At 41.7% G+C, this 16501-nt stretch carries 12 protein-coding genes and 1 pseudogene; 10 read left to right on the plus strand and 3 right to left on the minus strand.

Features of this window, described 5'->3' with window-relative positions:
* The first annotated feature begins 46 nt into the window (after positions 1-46).
* The 3 genes from petA (at position 47) to H6G76_RS14055 (ending at position 2496) form a co-directional block, all read left to right on the plus strand.
* Positions 47-1048, plus strand: coding sequence for a cytochrome f (gene petA / locus H6G76_RS14045; protein WP_190701310.1), 1002 nt, complete (start codon positions 47-49; stop codon positions 1046-1048).
* A 204-nt stretch (positions 1049-1252) separates the two neighbouring features.
* Positions 1253-1396, plus strand: a complete 144-nt coding sequence (locus H6G76_RS14050) for a hypothetical protein (RefSeq protein WP_190701313.1) — start codon at positions 1253-1255, stop codon at positions 1394-1396.
* A 161-nt stretch (positions 1397-1557) separates the two neighbouring features.
* A complete protein-coding gene (locus tag H6G76_RS14055) occupies positions 1558-2496 on the plus strand; it encodes a WD40 repeat domain-containing protein (protein WP_190701316.1) in 939 nt (312 codons plus the stop codon).
* A 237-nt stretch (positions 2497-2733) separates the two neighbouring features.
* Here the strand turns inward: H6G76_RS14055 and trxA are convergent.
* Positions 2734-3081 (minus strand): annotated as a pseudogene (gene trxA / locus H6G76_RS14060) (thioredoxin); the annotation flags it as partial.
* Positions 3082-3558: 477 nt separating this feature from the next.
* Positions 3559-4722 (minus strand): GuaB3 family IMP dehydrogenase-related protein, encoded by a 1164-nt coding sequence (locus H6G76_RS14065; protein WP_190701321.1) that lies wholly within the window; start codon positions 4720-4722, stop codon positions 3559-3561.
* Between the two features lie 772 nt (positions 4723-5494).
* On the opposite strand from H6G76_RS14065, the gene H6G76_RS14070 reads away from it, so the two are divergent.
* The 3 genes from H6G76_RS14070 to H6G76_RS14080 all read left to right on the plus strand — a co-directional run bounded on the left by H6G76_RS14070 (position 5495) and on the right by H6G76_RS14080 (position 10691).
* Entirely contained in the window at positions 5495-7879 is a 2385-nt protein-coding gene (locus H6G76_RS14070) for an endonuclease MutS2 (RefSeq protein ID WP_190701325.1), read from the plus strand.
* Positions 7880-8467: 588 nt separating this feature from the next.
* Positions 8468-9073, plus strand: coding sequence for a DUF3038 domain-containing protein (locus H6G76_RS14075; protein WP_190701327.1), 606 nt, complete (start codon positions 8468-8470; stop codon positions 9071-9073).
* A gap of 25 nt (positions 9074-9098) precedes the next feature.
* Positions 9099-10691, plus strand: a complete 1593-nt coding sequence (locus H6G76_RS14080; protein ID WP_190701330.1) for a DUF4335 domain-containing protein — start codon at positions 9099-9101, stop codon at positions 10689-10691.
* Positions 10692-10889: 198 nt separating this feature from the next.
* On the opposite strand, the gene H6G76_RS14085 is transcribed toward H6G76_RS14080, so the two are convergent.
* Positions 10890-11264 carry a DUF4870 domain-containing protein gene (locus H6G76_RS14085; protein WP_190701333.1) on the minus strand — a complete coding sequence of 125 codons (375 nt, stop codon included), beginning with the start codon at positions 11262-11264 and terminating at the stop codon, positions 10890-10892.
* Between the two features lie 314 nt (positions 11265-11578).
* Here H6G76_RS14085 and ade point away from each other — a divergent pair, with 314 nt between their 5' ends.
* From ade to H6G76_RS14105, 4 genes are all read left to right on the plus strand, one after another.
* The gene (gene ade / locus H6G76_RS14090) at positions 11579-13213 is read left to right on the plus strand and encodes an adenine deaminase (RefSeq protein ID WP_190701336.1); all 1635 of its coding nucleotides are present in this window, start codon (positions 11579-11581) and stop codon (positions 13211-13213) included.
* Positions 13214-13396: 183 nt separating this feature from the next.
* Positions 13397-14185, plus strand: a complete 789-nt coding sequence (locus tag H6G76_RS14095; RefSeq protein WP_190701339.1) for a DUF874 family protein — start codon at positions 13397-13399, stop codon at positions 14183-14185.
* A 25-nt stretch (positions 14186-14210) separates the two neighbouring features.
* Positions 14211-15116 (plus strand): phosphorylase, encoded by a 906-nt coding sequence (locus H6G76_RS14100; protein WP_190701341.1) that lies wholly within the window; start codon positions 14211-14213, stop codon positions 15114-15116.
* Positions 15117-15285: 169 nt separating this feature from the next.
* Complete coding sequence (locus H6G76_RS14105) at positions 15286-16383, plus strand: TRAP transporter substrate-binding protein (RefSeq protein WP_190701345.1); 1098 nt, start codon at positions 15286-15288, stop codon at positions 16381-16383.
* Positions 16384-16501: the final 118 nt, after the last annotated feature.

Below are 16501 nucleotides of genomic sequence, written 5' to 3' on the forward strand. Positions count from 1 at the left end.
CTGTGACTATTGACTACTTCATCCAAGAATCGTTGTCCTTATAGAGATGAGAAAAGCCTTTACAACAGCGAGCTTAACTCGCAGTGCTAGAGCAATTACTAGAACATTGCTCATAGCGATCGCTACAGTAACATTCTTCTTTACTAGCGATATTGCTCTGCCTCAAAGTGCTGCTGCTTATCCCTTCTGGGCGCAGCAAACCTATCCAGAAACTCCCCGCGAACCGACAGGTAGAATCGTTTGCGCTAACTGTCACCTAGCAGCCAAGCCAACCGAAGTAGAAGTACCTCAATCAGTGCTGCCAGACACAGTATTTAAAGCTGTGGTCAAAATTCCCTACGATACCAGCGTGCAGCAAGTTGGTGCAGATGGTTCTAAAGTTGGCTTGAACGTCGGCGCAGTGTTAATGCTACCCGAAGGCTTCAAACTTGCTCCTGAAGACCGCATTCCTGAAGAACTGAAAGAAGAAGTCGGCGATACCTACTTCCAAACCTACAAAGAAGGTTCAGACAACGTTGTCATTGTTGGCCCCTTACCCGGCGAACAATATCAAGAAATTGTCTTCCCAGTTCTGTCTCCTAACCCTGGAACTGACAAAAATATTCACTTCGGTAAATATGCAGTTCACGTAGGCGGTAACAGAGGACGCGGACAAGTTTATCCTACTGGCGAAAAGAGCAACAACACAGTTTACAACGCTTCCGCTACTGGCACCATTAGCAAAATCTCCAAAGAAGAAGATGGTGATGGTAACGTTAAATATTCAGTGAATATCACAACAGAATCGGGTGATGTCGTTACTGATAAAATTCCTCTAGGCCCAGAACTGATTGTTTCTGAAGGACAAGCAGTAAAATCTGGTGACGCTTTGACCAATAACCCCAACGTTGGCGGTTTCGGTCAACAAGACACAGAAATTGTACTGCAAGATGCCAGCAGAGTTGGTTGGTTAATTGCCTTTATCGCGCTGGTCATGTTGGCTCAAGTAATGCTAGTTCTCAAGAAGAAACAGGTTGAAAAAGTTCAAGCTGCTGAAATGAATTTCTAAAATTCTCTGATATATCCTTTTTTATAAAGACAGGCAATCCGCCTGTCTTTTTTAGTTTTTGTTTAGATTAAACTCTTCTATTGCATTGTTCAAATACCCGACTTCTTAAAGAAATATGAAATATTGCTGCTCAAGAATGATTGATGATTGCTATGTAACATAACTAAATAAAATATATAACTTCAAGATTCCATTTAATTATTAATGCCAAAACAAACAGAAACAATAATGGTGAGGCTTTTTCTAGATTTTTTAATAAAAGAGGCTATGAAAAATTCTACTGCTCTTGTTCCATATACTGAAAAGATGAGTAATGAAATAAATGATTTACTCAAAGATGTAACTTGAGATTAATAGCTGTATTTACCTGTAATGAAGGCAATTATTCTGGTGGATATTAGTGATTTGACTATGGCAGTAAAGAATAATACACAATATGATTAGTTATTCTTCCTTTACGGTAGAACTATTGCACTGAATAACTGTCTAGTTACTTACTAAATTATCTTATGGATACATTCTCTTCAGAGAATTTACAAAACTTGATATCAGTTCAAATTTTAAAAGGTCATTCTAATAGCATTCTTTCTCTTGCCTTTAGTTCTGACGGAAAGATGCTAGCAAGTGCGAGTCAGGATAAAACCATCAAAATTTGGAATCTTTTAACTAATAAAGAGTCTCATACTCTGGAGGGCATTGAAAAGTCCTCATGGTTTGGAAGTGTGAATTCGGTAGCTTTCAGCCCAAATAATAAAATCTTGGCAAGTGGAAGTGACGATAAAACTATTAAGTTATGGGATTTATCCACTGCTAAAGAAATTTTGACTTTTAAAGGGCATGAAGAGAAAGTTTACTCTGTGGCTTTCAGCCCAGATAGTAAAATTTTAGCTAGTGGAAGTCAAGATAAAACTATTAAGTTATGGTCAATAGAAACAGGTAAAGAAATAGCTACTTTTCATGGTTTATCAAGTGATGTTATATCTGTGGTTTTTAGCCCAGATGGTAAGATTTTAGCTGGGGCAACTAAGGATAAAATTATTAAAATTTGGTATTTAACTAAACAAAAAGTTCAAACTATCAATACAGATTCGGATTGGTTTTCCGATATTAAATCTATAGCTTACAGCCCAGATGGGAACATTTTAGCTAGTTCTAGCCAGAACAAAAAGATTAAGTTATGGAATATAGCAACTGGCAAAGAAATCTGTTCACTTACAGGACATAATGATGAAGTTTGTTCGGTGGCTTTTAGTCCTAATGGGCAAATATTAGCTAGTGGTAGTAAGGATAAGACTGTTAAATTATGGCAAGTAAAAACTGGTAAAGAGATTCGTACTTATCAAGGTTTTAACGAAGCAGTTTACGCTGTAAGTTTTAGCTCTGACGGCAAGAAAATAGCTGCTGGTGGTGGAGATAAAAAAATTATGCTTTATCCTTCTGGATATTAACCTTAATTTTCTTCAGGTTAATCAATTAAAGATGTATAAATTAAGCTGATGCAGGCTAATATTTAATTTAATATTTGAGAACGTCAAGTTAAGTGGTTAAAGATTTGGGATTAGTTGTCTAGCACAGGAGAAAGTTTTATTGAGGCGCGAAAATTCGCGCCTCATAAACTTTTTGACAAAATTTACCTAAAACTAAAGCAAATGAGCTTCTCAAAAGGACTGTATTACCGATTGAGTTTAAACCGTCACGTACTTTTCCAAAGTGGTAGCTAATGTACTTTTGGGTACGGCACCAACGACCATATCAACTTTTGCCCCATCTTTAAAAATCATTAATGTGGGAATGCTGCGGATACCATACTGACTAGCCACTTGGGGATTTTCATCAGTGTTGACTTTCACAACTTTGAGATTCCCTACGTACTGAGCGGCAATTTCCTCGACAACAGGAGCTACCATGCGGCAAGGGCCACACCAGGGAGCCCAAAAATCAACTAAAACAGGTACACTGCTTTCGAGTACTTCTTGCTTAAAAGTAGAATCTGTAACTTCTGCGGCTGCTGACATTCCTAAAAACCTTTGATAATTACATTTCTGAGTTTCGTGAAAATTCTACCATAGCAAAAACATCAGCTTTTAAGAGTAAGGGTGTACATTTGCTAAGAAGCTCAAGAATTTATTCACAATCATCAGATCCAGAATTGATTGCAAAGTCCTGCGGAGCCACTGCGTTGCTTGAGTTCCCATAAAGCAAGCATCCCCCAACTTTTAGCTGTGGTGAGTGCCAATATTGTATTGTTTAAATAAACATAAGGAACCGCCCGAACAGTAGTCCGGGCGGAGTGTGGTGTGAGGAGTGAACGGAAACATGCGTCTCCGCTTTCTCTATTGTAGGCGACATACGTGATTTTTCCAGTTGATTATTTAAGAGTCTGGAAAAATTTCTTGAACAGTTTCAAGTAGATATTTCTAAAAGATTAGGTATGAGTACTGAGTAATATAAAAACTTTATTCCTTTTAGTTCCTATTTCGTCATCCCTAATCCCTAGTTTATTATGCCTCTTATTTACCCATGCCTAATTGTTGAGCTTTTTGGTAGACTTTACCCTCAGTTAATAACGAGGGAGCAATCACAACTTCAACTTGTTGCATTTCTTTGATGTCTTTGGCTCCCAAAGTACCCATACTAGTTTTTAAAGCTCCTAACAAATTATGAGTGCCATCATCTAAACCTGCTGGGCCGATGAGGATTTGCTCTAAAGTTCCAGTAGTACCGACTTTAATGCGAGTTCCACGCGGTAGCACTGGGCTAGGAGTTGCCATTCCCCAATGGAACCCGCGTCCTGGGGCTTCGGCGGCTCTAGCAAAGGGTGAACCAATCATTACGCCATCAGCACCGCAAGCGATACATTTACAGATGTCTCCACCAGTGATTAAACCACCATCGGCAATGACAGGCACATACTTGCCAGTTTGCTGATAGTAATCATCGCGGGCGGCAGCACAATCTGCGATCGCAGTTGCTTGGGGTACACCCACACCTAACACCCCGCGAGAAGTACAAGCTGCACCAGGGCCAATACCCACCAATACCGCAGCTGCACCAGCCTTAATTAAATCCAAGGTGACTTCGTAGGTAACACAGTTACCCAACACCACAGGCATGGGCATAGAACGGCAAAATTCGGCTAAATCAAGGGTAACTATCGACTCAGGCGATAAGTGTGCCGTAGACACTACTGTAGCTTGGATGAAAAATAAATCAGCCCCAGCTTTAGCAACTGCCTCACCATATTTGCTTGCTCCGGCGGGTGTGGCACTCACGGCTGCAATACCGCCTTGTTCTTTAATTTCCTGAATACGTTTGGCAATTAATTCTGGCTTTATTGGTTCGGCATAAAGTTCTTGCATTAAGGAGACAAATTCATCCTTTCCTACAGAGGCAATCCGATCTAGGATGGGGTTTGGATCAGCATAACGAGTTTGAATACCCTCTAAGTTGAGGACACCTAAAGCACCTAACTGTGACAAGCGCACAGCCATACCGACATCAACAACCCCATCCATTGCACTAGCAATAATTGGGATTTGCCGTTCGATATTGCCAATTTTCCACCTAGTATCTGCCAAACTAGGATCTAATGTTCTTTTACCGGGGACTAATGCAATTTCATCAATACCGTAAGCCCTGCGAGCTGTTTTCCCCCGCCCAAGTTGTATGTCCACGCTCTTAACTTTTCTCAAAACTGTTCTAGCTAGGGTATCAAATTGTGAGGAGATTTGCAGCGATTTTTTTTCTAGTAATTATGAAGATGTTTCAGATTTAAAAATAGAGGTTAGAGGCTAGGGGCTAGAGACTAGACTAACAGTATTTTTAGACTCTCTATGTGTAATTTCTGGTAGGGGGTTTAGCTGGAATAGGGACAACAGTGAAAGAAAGTTTTGTATTCCTTGGGTATGAGATGTATTGAATTGCTGACTAGTTGAGGTAGGCAGAATCGAAGGAGAAAGAAATTTTGTGATCGCAGCATCAACTGGCGATCGCTATTACTACAAAACTAGCAAGTTTATGCATGATTGCTGACACTTTACCCAAGTTTTATCGAAGCTTATATTGTTGCTGAGGTAGGTAAAAGTTAGCGATCGCTGCACCTCATCTTCCCAATTTTCAGCTAATCTCAACGTGTATAACAACGCTGATACTGAGAAATTATTTATCAAGAAAATTAGATGTGTCAGCCAATTACAGTAATTTTATTTTTAACTCAGTACAGGTATTTAAATACACAAATCAATTACAGATATAAACTCATAAAATCTCAACCTCTTACTAGTGCCGCAATGTAAAGTGCAAAACAGAGAAAAAACCAAATTCTTCTTTTATCGCCTATTGCCTGTTGCCTATTACCTATTGCCTGAATAAACCCTGAATCTTGGCTGTAAACGCAACTCTGTTGTTACGATAATTTCATATGAGATTTTTTTAGATGTTGTAGCCTTGATCCAATCGGAAACTTTAGAACTCTTAGAATGGTATCGCCTCTGCCAGCATTTGGCGACATTTGCGGCAACAAAGCTAGGGGCGATCGCATCAACTAATTTACAAATTCCTACATCCCAAGCAGTTAGCGAACAGTTGTTAGCCCAAACTAAAGAGGTTTATCAACTAGAAAGTCAGCTAACGACTAGCTTATCTTTTGACGGTATTCAAGATATTGGTGATGCTATCAAACGTGCCGAACTCCAGGGGATTTTGGCTGGCGATGAACTATTGGCGATCGCAACTACGCTTGCGGGTGCGAGAAATTTGCGGCGTGTAATTGATAACCAAGAAAATATACCAGTATTAACCCAATTAGTAGCAGATTTACGCACTTACCCAGAAATAGAACAAGAAATTCACCGTTGTATTGATGAACGGGGACAGGTAACTGACCGCGCTAGCCAAAAACTAGGCGAAATTCGTGATGAGTTGCGGCGATTACGCAGTCAAATTAACCAAAAACTGCATAATATTTTACAAGCTAAATCTAACGCGGTTCAGGAACAGATAATTACCCAACGGGGCGATCGCTTTGTTATCCCCGTCAAAGCCAGCCACAAAGATATTATTCCTGGTATTGTTCACGATACTTCTACCAGTGGTGTCACCTTGTACGTAGAGCCGAACTCTATCGTGCCAATGGGGAATCAATTGCGGCAAACGCTAAAAAGAGAACAAGCAGAAGAAGAAGCAATTCGCCGCGTTCTGACTGAACAAGTAGCAGCAGTTACCCCAGATTTAGAAAGGCTGTTAGCAATTGTCACAACCCTAGATTTAGCGACAGCGCGATCACGTTATAGTTACTGGCTAAAAGCCAATCCTCCCAGATTTATCAACCGCGAGTCACAAGAAATTGTTACTTTGCGCCAGCTACGTCATCCTTTGTTAATCTGGCAGCAACAACATGAGCAAGGTCACGCTGTAATTCCCGTAGATTTATTAATTAGTCCTCATATTCGGGTAGTGACAATTACCGGACCGAACACTGGGGGTAAAACTGTCACCTTAAAAACTCTCGGTTTAGCTGCATTAATGGCTAAGGTGGGTTTATTTGTTCCCGCCCGTGAACCTGTAGAAATGCCGTGGTTTGACCAAGTATTGGCAGATATTGGGGATGAACAATCCCTCCAGCAAAGTTTATCGACATTTTCAGGGCATATTCGCCGGATTAGCCGGATTCTAAATGCTTTAGGAAATGAAGAACAACCCAATTCCCTCGTTCTACTTGACGAAGTAGGTGCAGGTACAGATCCAGCCGAGGGTAGTGCCTTAGCGATCGCACTTTTACAATACTTAGCCCAAAACGCCCAGCTAACAATTGCCACAACTCACTTTGGCGAACTCAAAGCCCTGAAATACGAAGATGCGCGGTTTGAGAATGCTTCAGTAGAATTTGATGAAGCAACATTATCGCCTACCTATCGTTTATTGTGGGGAATTCCAGGACGTTCTAATGCGTTGGCGATCGCCCTACGTTTGGGTTTAAAACCAGAAGTAGTGGAACAAGCCAAAACTCAAGTAGGCGAAGCCAGCGACGAAGTAAACCAAGTGATTGCGGGGTTAGAAGCGCAACGCCGCAGCCAAGAAACCAAAGCCGCCGAAGCGCAAAAATTATTGCAGCAAGCAGAAAGGCTATATAAAGAAGTATCCGACAAAGCAGCAGCTTTACAAGAGCGAGAAAAATCACTACGGGCTTCACAGGAAGTGGCAGTTCAACAAGCGATCGCCCAAGCAAAAAGCGAAATTGCCCAAGTCATTCGCCGCTTGCAAAAAGGCACACCCACAGCCCAAGATGCCCAGCAAGCTACCAATGCTTTAAATGAAATTACTAAAAAATTTCAACCAGCCCCGCCACCGAAACAGAAAGCTGGTTTTATGCCCAAAGTAGGCGATCGCATCCGCATTTCTCAGTTTGGGCAACCAGCCGACGTGTTAACTCCACCTGATGAGGATGGAGAGTTAACCGTCCGCTTCGGCATCATGAAAATGACGGTGAAGCTACAAGACATCGAATCTTTGGATGGTCAGAAACCAGAACCAATTGTCAAGCCAAAAGCAACACCAGCACCAACCACGCCCCCACCGCAAGCAGCACCAGCAATTCGTACCTCCAAAAACACAGTTGATTTACGAGGTAAGCGGGTAGCTGATGCCGAAATTGAATTAGACAAAGCCATTTCCGAAGCTAATGGCCCGATCTGGATTATTCACGGACACGGTACAGGTAAACTGCGGCAAGGTGTTCACGCCTATCTACAACAACATCCCAGAGTTAGCAGTTATGAACCAGCCGAACAAGCAGATGGCGGTAGTGGCGTAACAATTGCCCAAATTTCTTAAAGAAGCAATAAATATTACTGGTGTAGCCCAAGAATTATGAATTGTTAATTACTAATAGCTAATTAGTTAATGGTAGTTAGCAATTCTCAAACATTTATGTCTTGATGTTGATTTATACTTCGTACTGAAGTGGTAATTAACTATATGAAGATTTTTCCTGAGGTAGATAATTTTCTACTGGGTTAAATGTATGGAAAATAATTTTTCATCTTGTAGAGTAAGACAGTGACCACTGCTGTTTACCAACTTCTAGCTAAATACAGCAGATAGCAGGTGAATGAGATACAGATTATGAGAAAAAATCAATGTATCAATCAACCTTCAACCCTGTTATTGTTACGCCAGTTCGCTCAACGGAGGGAACCTCCCTTCTCCTGTCGGAGACGCTACGCGAACGGGTGACGCTCCTGCGTCGCTATCGCTGCGCTAACACCACTTTGCTTATGCCGGGAAACCCCCACCGCAAGTGGTTCACCGCACGCAACTGGCTACCTTTTTCCTGCTGTAATTATGGGAAACCAATCTTCAGCCTTGAGAGTCTGGTTTCAAAATAGGTAACAGCAACAGCCCCTACCAGCCCGATCACCTATGCTAAAAGTTATGCACTCGGCCGCAGATTCAGCCAAGCCCGATACCCAATGGGAGGATTTAGTTAAGCTTCCAGCTCCCAACACAGTTCAATGGGAAAATATCAAAACTCAGTTGGACTTGGTGCTGTTAGCACTAGAAACCTTGACTGGGATTGGTTCAGAGGCAATGCTTGCTGCGGCAGTTAACCTAAATTTAGAGTCAAGAGTGCCAGACCGCGTAGCTTTATGGCGACTGCGCCAGTCTAATCCGCTACGCAAAGGTCAAGGAGGGCGAAAAAAGCTAGATGTTGAAGAAGCGCGATCGCTTGTTTTAATCATCTGCTACCTCGCCAAACAGCACCAAGAACTAGTTCGCCGTGCTGTTGGTTTACTAGAGCAAATGGCGGAAAACAACCGGGAACCTCATCAGGCTGCTTTACTTGGAGATTACATTGATGCTTTTTGCAATACCTACCAAGAGCGGATGGAAGAGGATGACCAAATTTCAACGGAATCACTAACCCACCTAGCACTAAAACTGCTTGTAAACTTGTTGTTTTACAGCGCTCCTGGTGGACACCGCCGACTCTGGTTAGCACTCATCGACCATTCCGCAAAATATTGAAAACGTCTCCTTTGCTGTTCCTGCCATGCCTCTATCCAATTCTGTCATTCATCGCTATACACCCCCCACTTGCACACTAGAAGTAATGGCGCAAAGCTCTTCTTTGTCTCGTTGGATGGGAAAAACTGTAATCAAGCAACTGGGCTTTGAGTTACGCTTTGACGATCCACGACTACCAGAAGAACACAGGGTGATAATTCGGGGCGATCGCGACCAACTCGAAGCTTTGTGTGATGCTGTTACCAGTTATGTTCAACAATACTTGCAACAGTCGTCAGAAAACTTTTGGATGAGTTATTCTGGCCCTCAAGACTCTACTAAAGCATCATATAGTTTAGACATCAGCGATGTTCAACAATCATCGCTATCTACACAGGCTTTCAAATCCTTTACTTCAGACATTCCCAAAACAAAAATATATTTAGAGCCAAGCCATTCTTTAACTCACAAACTATATCTTGGTTCTCTTGCCACTCAAACATCTAGTGTGGTTCAACTGAGTCTGCTGCAACTTTTTGATTTAGCAACAGCCTTAGATGAATATTCAACTGATGTGATGGCGTTACCAGCTTTAAATACGAATAATTCTGTTGTCAGCTTGCCTACCTGGGCCCCGATCGCAGCAGTTTTAGTCTTAAGTGTGGGTTTATTGCCATTTACTTTACAATATGCCAATAATGCTCGGCAAAAGCACCAGCAAGTAGCGACAAAACAAGTTCCTCAAGAATCAGAACTTGCCTTACAACCTTCACCCGCAGATAATCAGGCTATTCCTGATAATTTGTCAACTCTACCACCTATCGGTTCAACGCTGCCGCTTCCGACTTCTAGTTTGCCAGCACAACCCATCATTCCTAATCCCAATCTCTCAACTGCTCAAACATCTTCTGCGTTACCCCCAACATCTTCCAATAATTTATTCCCTCAAGCCGCAATTACCAACCCCAAGAATAATCAGCAAACTCAAGCATCTAAAACAACTACTGGCCAGCAAATTGCGCTTAACCCAAATTTCAAACTGAACTCTGAACAACCAATTGTTAATGGTGAAGGTTTACCTCAAAAACGGAGTCTCACACCCCGACTAGCTGCGGGTAACAGCAACTTAACATCAAATCTTCCTCCAGTAATTCCTCCTCCTTTGTCGGCTCCTCTACCCAATAACAGCCAAAGCAACAATCTTCCTCCAGGCTATTCTCCAACCACCCAAGAATTAACAGAAAAAATTAATTCTTCTACTGCTAATTCAGGAACAAATAGTAATGCAGTAGTTGATAGATTGGGTGACGAGCCTAAAGTTTATACACCTACCAAAGTAGCGACTGGGACATTATTTGACACAAACCAAATAGCAGAAGCCAGAAGTTTCTTTCAAAAGCGTTGGCAACCACCATCGGGGTTAACACAAACACTAGAATACAGCGTGACTGTAGATGTTGACGGCACAATTGCGCGAATTTTACCTCTGAATAAACCAGCTAGAGAATTTATTGACGACACAGGAATGCCGGAAATCGGTAAACCTTTTGTGTCTGGTAATAGATCTGGTAAAGATGTCAAAATTCGGGTTGTTCTCAGCCCTGACGGAAAAGTGCAAACATTTGCCGAATCTGAGTAATTGAATCGAACAAATTAATCTGAATAAAAAAAACTGGTACAAAAATTTGTACCAGTTTTTTACATACAGCAGATTTTAAGAACAAAGTCATATACTAGAAGACTTTCACCCCTATTGCCTATTGCCGGTTACCTGTTGCCTGCTGTAAAAAAGGGATGATTAACTCAACCCTTTCTCAACAGAACAATTGATTTTAAATTAAAACACTCGAAAAATAAACGGATAACGGAATGGCACATCAGGCTGACTAAAACAGTGGATCAATGCCAAAACTGTCAATCCCCAGTGCAGTAAAAATCCTAAAGCAACAACTGGAAAGAACAAAATTCCACCAATACCAAAGGTGATAAAAGAGAGAATTGCGATCGGTACTCCAATTACAGTTGCCCAAAGCCAAACATTGAAGTGAAAGTTAATTGATTCTTTGGCATTACTTTTAACAACTGGGTCGTCAGAGATTATATTAATGACAATTGGTACCCCAATCGACAACAATCCTGTACTAAAAAATATCGCCCCATGACACAGAGATGATAGCAATTTGCGTTTGTCAGAATCGTATGTTGCTTGCATCCTGGTGGCTCCTTAACTTGCTTATTATTTTTAATTGTAAATGGCACTTGTTGTTTATTGTAATGTAGTTTACCGTACTCCAAAAATTTAACTGTCTTTCTTAAGCAGGGCTTAACTTTGAGCGTTATTCATCAAGGATGGCTGAGGAAGTTTACCACACCTTGAACAGGTAATTATCAATGAAATGCAGACAGTGTTGTTAAGAAGTAAATCAGCTTGATAAATTAATATTGCACCCCATACTTTAGACCAAAGATTTTAGCTAAAAAATATGAAAATAACATTATAAACCCTAGTTTTTACGGGGGTGGCTCATGAATAAATTGAGCATTGCAGGCAACATTGTAGATGTTCTCCACAAAACTATATATCCAGGCACAATCTTGATCGAGAATGGCCATATTCAAGCAATACAGCATCAAAATGAGCAACACTACGAACAATACATCTTGCCAGGTTTTATTGATGCCCATGTTCACATTGAAAGCTCAATGCTTGTACCTTCAGAGTTTGCTCGTCTAGCAACGGTACATGGTACAGTCGCCACAGTTTCTGACCCTCACGAAATAGCTAACATTCTTGGTATTCCTGGTGTTCGCTTCATGTTAGCTAATGCAGATCAAACACCGTTAACAATTGCCTTTGGAGCGCCTGCTTGTGTTCCTGCAACTGAGTTTGAAACAGCAGGTGCAACACTGACAAGTAACGAAATTCGTCAACTTTTTCAAGTAGACGGCCTTTCTTACCTAAGCGAAATGATGAATGTACCCGGTGTTTTGGCAAGAGAACCAGAGGTGATGGCAAAAATTGCTATAGCCTTAGAACTGGGACATCCCGTTGATGGTCATGCGCCAGGACTCCGTGGTGAAGTAGCACAGTGCTATGCAACTGCCAAAATTTCTACTGACCACGAGTGCTACACCCTAGAAGAAGCGCAAGACAAACTCGCAGCCGGAATGAAGATTCTGATTCGGGAAGGTTCAGCCGCCAAAAATTATGCAGCTTTACACACCCTGATTGATTCTCATCCTGAGCAGTGTATGTTTTGTAGTGATGACAAGCATCCTGATGATTTGGTGCGGGGACATATTAATGAAATGGTGCGGCGTTCAGTAGCACTAAGTCATGAAGTGATGAATGTGCTGCAAATTGCTTGTGTTAATCCGGTGCAACATTACAAATTGAATGTAGGTCTGCTGCAAGTTGGCGATCGCGCTGATTTAATAGTGGTAAATAATCTGCAAGAATTTAAAATCCTGTCTACTTATTGCAACGGTACTTTAGTAGCCAAAGAAGGCAAAGCATTATTACCATCTGTACCAGTAACACCTATTAATTGCTTTGCGACACAACAAAAGCAAATCTCAGACTTTCGCTTACCAGCACAAGGTTCTACTGTGCGCGTAATAGAAGCTTGGGACGGAGAGTTAATTACTAGCGAGCAACATTTCCCCGCACATATTCACAATGGAGAAGTCACTGCTGATTTAGAGCATGACATTCTCAAAATTGCCGTCATCAACCGCTATCAAAATGTCGCACCTGCGATCGCACTTATCAAAAATTTTGGCTTAAAACGAGGTGCGATCGCTTCTAGTGTTGCCCATGATTCTCATAATATTGTGGCAGTGGGTACAACTGATGCAGAAATATGCGCTGCTGTCAATGCAGTAATTAATACTCAGGGTGGTGTTGCAGTCGCTGAAGGTAATCAAATTCAAGTTCTGCCTCTTCCAGTAGCAGGACTCATGAGTAGTGCAGATGGTTACACAGTCGCCCAACATTACGCCAACCTAGATGCTTGGGCAAAACGTCTAGGTTCAAAGCTTTCCGCACCATTTATGACCCTTTCATTTATGGCGTTGCTAGTGATTCCTGATTTAAAACTCAGCGACAAAGGATTATTTAGCGGCAAGAATTTTCAATTTGTACCACTTTGGCTGCACTAATTAAAGCAAAACTCCGCGTACCTCCCTTCGGGTGACGCTCCTACGTCGCTAACGCTGCGCTAACACCAGTCGCCTGCGGAGGGAAACCCTCCCGCAGCGCTGGTTCACCGCGCTAACTTTGCGCCACTCTGCGTTTAAATAAATTTGATAATAAGATCATCTCAACTTCAGGGCTAGTTAACCATGTATCAAACTGACCCACCACTTCCCCCAAGAGAAACCTTACCCACAATGTATGATCTTCCCAGTGAAGATCCAGAGGAACCTGGTTTGCCAGATCAGTTTCATTTATTGCAACCACGTCTATTAGACGAAACTTTCCATCCGCCAACTTACCCTAGCGACCAAGTATTTACCGCTAGCGATTTAAACCTATATTATGATTTGCGTCATCCACTGTGGTACAAGCGACCAGACTGGTTTGCGGTTGTGGGTGGTTCTCGACTTTACGAACAACGAGATTTGCGTTTAAGTTATGTGGTTTGGCAAGAAGGAGTCAACCCGTTTATTGTGGTTGAATTACTGTCTCCTGGCACAGAAAAAGAAGATTTGGGTCAAACATTACGAAATATCGAGCAACCACCTACCAAATGGGAAGTTTATGAGCGAATATTGCGAATTCCTTACTACGCAATTTTCGATCGCTACCAATATGAGTTGAAAATATTTAAATTAAATGGTGGGCGTTATGCTGAAGAAACCTTGTCAGAACCACGCTTTTGGATACCAGAACTAGAATTAGGTTTGGGTGTATGGCAGGGATGCTATCAAGATGCCGAACAGCCTTGGTTACGCTGGTATGATAGAACGGGCAATTGGGTGATGATTCCCGCAGAACAAGAACGACAACGTGCCGAACAAGAACGACAACGTGCGGAACAGGAAAGACAGCGCGCCGAACAAGAACGACAACGAACAGAAAGATTAATAGCGCAATTGCGATCGCTTGGTGTTGAACCTGATTTAGACTGATGAATGTTAAATAATTAACTTATCAATGCTGCAAGGAGATATCTTACTCAAACCCGGCACTTTATGGACAAGTGCTAAAGAACGGACTGAATATGCACTTAAATGTGGCGCATTGTTATCAATCCCAACAGAATTTGAATTAGTTGAACAAAACGGTATTAGCTTTTTTGTCCGAATTCTATCTAACCTTGGTCGCAAGGACACAGCTAAAAAAGAACAGAAAAAAACCACCGCCACGGGTAAAGAGTTCAACCCTTTTCTACCTTACGAACAGGATTTGTTTGTAGCGGATATTTCCGACACTCATGTATGTATTTTGAACAAATTCAACGTTGTTGACCATCACCTACTCATCATTACCCGTGACTTTGAAGAACAAGAAAGCTTACTCACCCAAGCAGACTTCGCCGCTTTGTTAGCTTGTTTAGCTGACTTTGATGGCTTAGGGTTTTATAACGGTGGTCAAATCGCAGGTGCTAGTCAGCGACACAAACACCTGCAAATCGTACCTCTACCACTTGTCCCTTCAGGATTACAAATACCTATTGCACCACTTTTCGCATCAGCAGAATTTCAAGGTTCTGTTGCAACTATCCCAGCACTTCCTTATGTTAATGCTTTTGCAACCTTAGATCCCGACTGGTTAAAGTCTCCTGTTAGTTCAGCAGCAAAAATGTTAGACCTATATCTTACCTTGTTGAGTAATGTGGGAATAAGTGCAGATGGTAACAAACAATCAGGGGCTTACAATCTATTAGTTACCAGAGAATGGATGTTAATCGTACCGCGATCGCAAGAAAAATTCCAATCGATAACCGTTAACTCCCTAGGAATTTCCGGCGCGCTATTAGTACGCAACGAACAAGAAATGCAATTACTCAAAGACACAGGCCCTATGAATATTCTTAAGGAAGTTGCTGTAGCAAAGTAAAGCAGGGGACAGGTTACAGGTTACAGGTGATAGAGTTAAAAGCCATAGATGAATCTAGGGGTTTGCTCCGCATTGGTTATCGGTCAATGATCAACTGGCTATTTTCATCAAAAAATCGCAAAAAACTGATAAATTCTCTATCAGCCTGGATTATAAATAGCCCGAAACTATGAAACGCCGAGAAATTTTAAATAATGCTGCGATCGCTACAGCAACTACTGCTTTAGTATCTTGTACCCGGACTGGTACATCCCCTAGTTTACAAGCGGGACTGCCGAATATACGCTGGCGAATGGCTACTAGCTGGCCCAAATCTTTAGGAACTTTTATTGGTGCAGAAACCGTTGCTAAACGAGTTGCAGAAATGACTAACGGGCGTTTCAAAATTACACCATTTGCGGCGGGGGAATTAGTACCAGGTTTGCAAGTTCTCGATGCTGTCCAAGCCGGAACGGTAGAATGCGGTCATACATCTAGTTATTATTACATCGGCAAAAGTCCAGCTTTAGCTTTCGCCACTGCTGTACCCTTCGGTTTAAACGCCCAGCAACAGTATGCTTGGCTTTATCAAGGTGGTGGACTAGCAGCTATCCAGAAAATTTATTCTAATTTCAACGTAATTAATTTTCCGGCTGGTAGTACCGGCGCACAGATGGGTGGTTGGTTTAAAAAAGAAATCAAATCTGTTGCTGACCTCAAAGGTTTGAAAATGCGGATTCCGGGTTTGGGTGGACAAGTGATGTCGCGTTTAGGTGTTAATGTGCAAGTATTACCCGGAGGCGAAATTTATTTAGCATTAGACAGGGGTGCAATTGATGCAGCCGAATGGGTAGGCCCTTACGATGATGAAAAACTTGGTTTGAATAAAGCGGCTCAATTCTATTACTATCCTGGTTGGTGGGAACCAGGGCCAACTTTAGATATACTAGTTAACCTCAATGCTTGGAATCGTCTACCTAAGGAATATCAGGAAGTACTTAAAACGGCGACTGTAGAAGCTAGCTTAACTATGCTCAATGAGTATGATGCTTTAAATGGAGAAGCACTGACGCGATTGTTAGCAAGTGGTACAAAGCTGGTTCCTTACAGTCAAGAGATTTTGCAAGCAGCCCAAAAGATATCCTTTGATATTTTTGAGGAAAATGCTAGTAAAGATGCAAATTTTAAACAAGTATATGAGGGCTGGAAAGCGTTTCGTGAGAGGATTTTTGCCTGGAATAAAGTTAATGAGTTGAGTTATGCGAATTTCGCTACTTCTAAGCAATGAATACGTAGTGAAGCATAAGAACTCTTGCATAAATATTTTCTGGTATAATAAAGGGTTATTTTTCTGCACGTTAGAGAAGTTCAAATAGCCAAAATTTACAAAATTCCTAATATTATCT

Origin of the sequence: Nostoc sp. FACHB-152, assembly GCF_014697475.1 — a bacterium.
Classification (GTDB): Bacteria; Cyanobacteriota; Cyanobacteriia; order Cyanobacteriales; family Nostocaceae; genus Nostoc_B.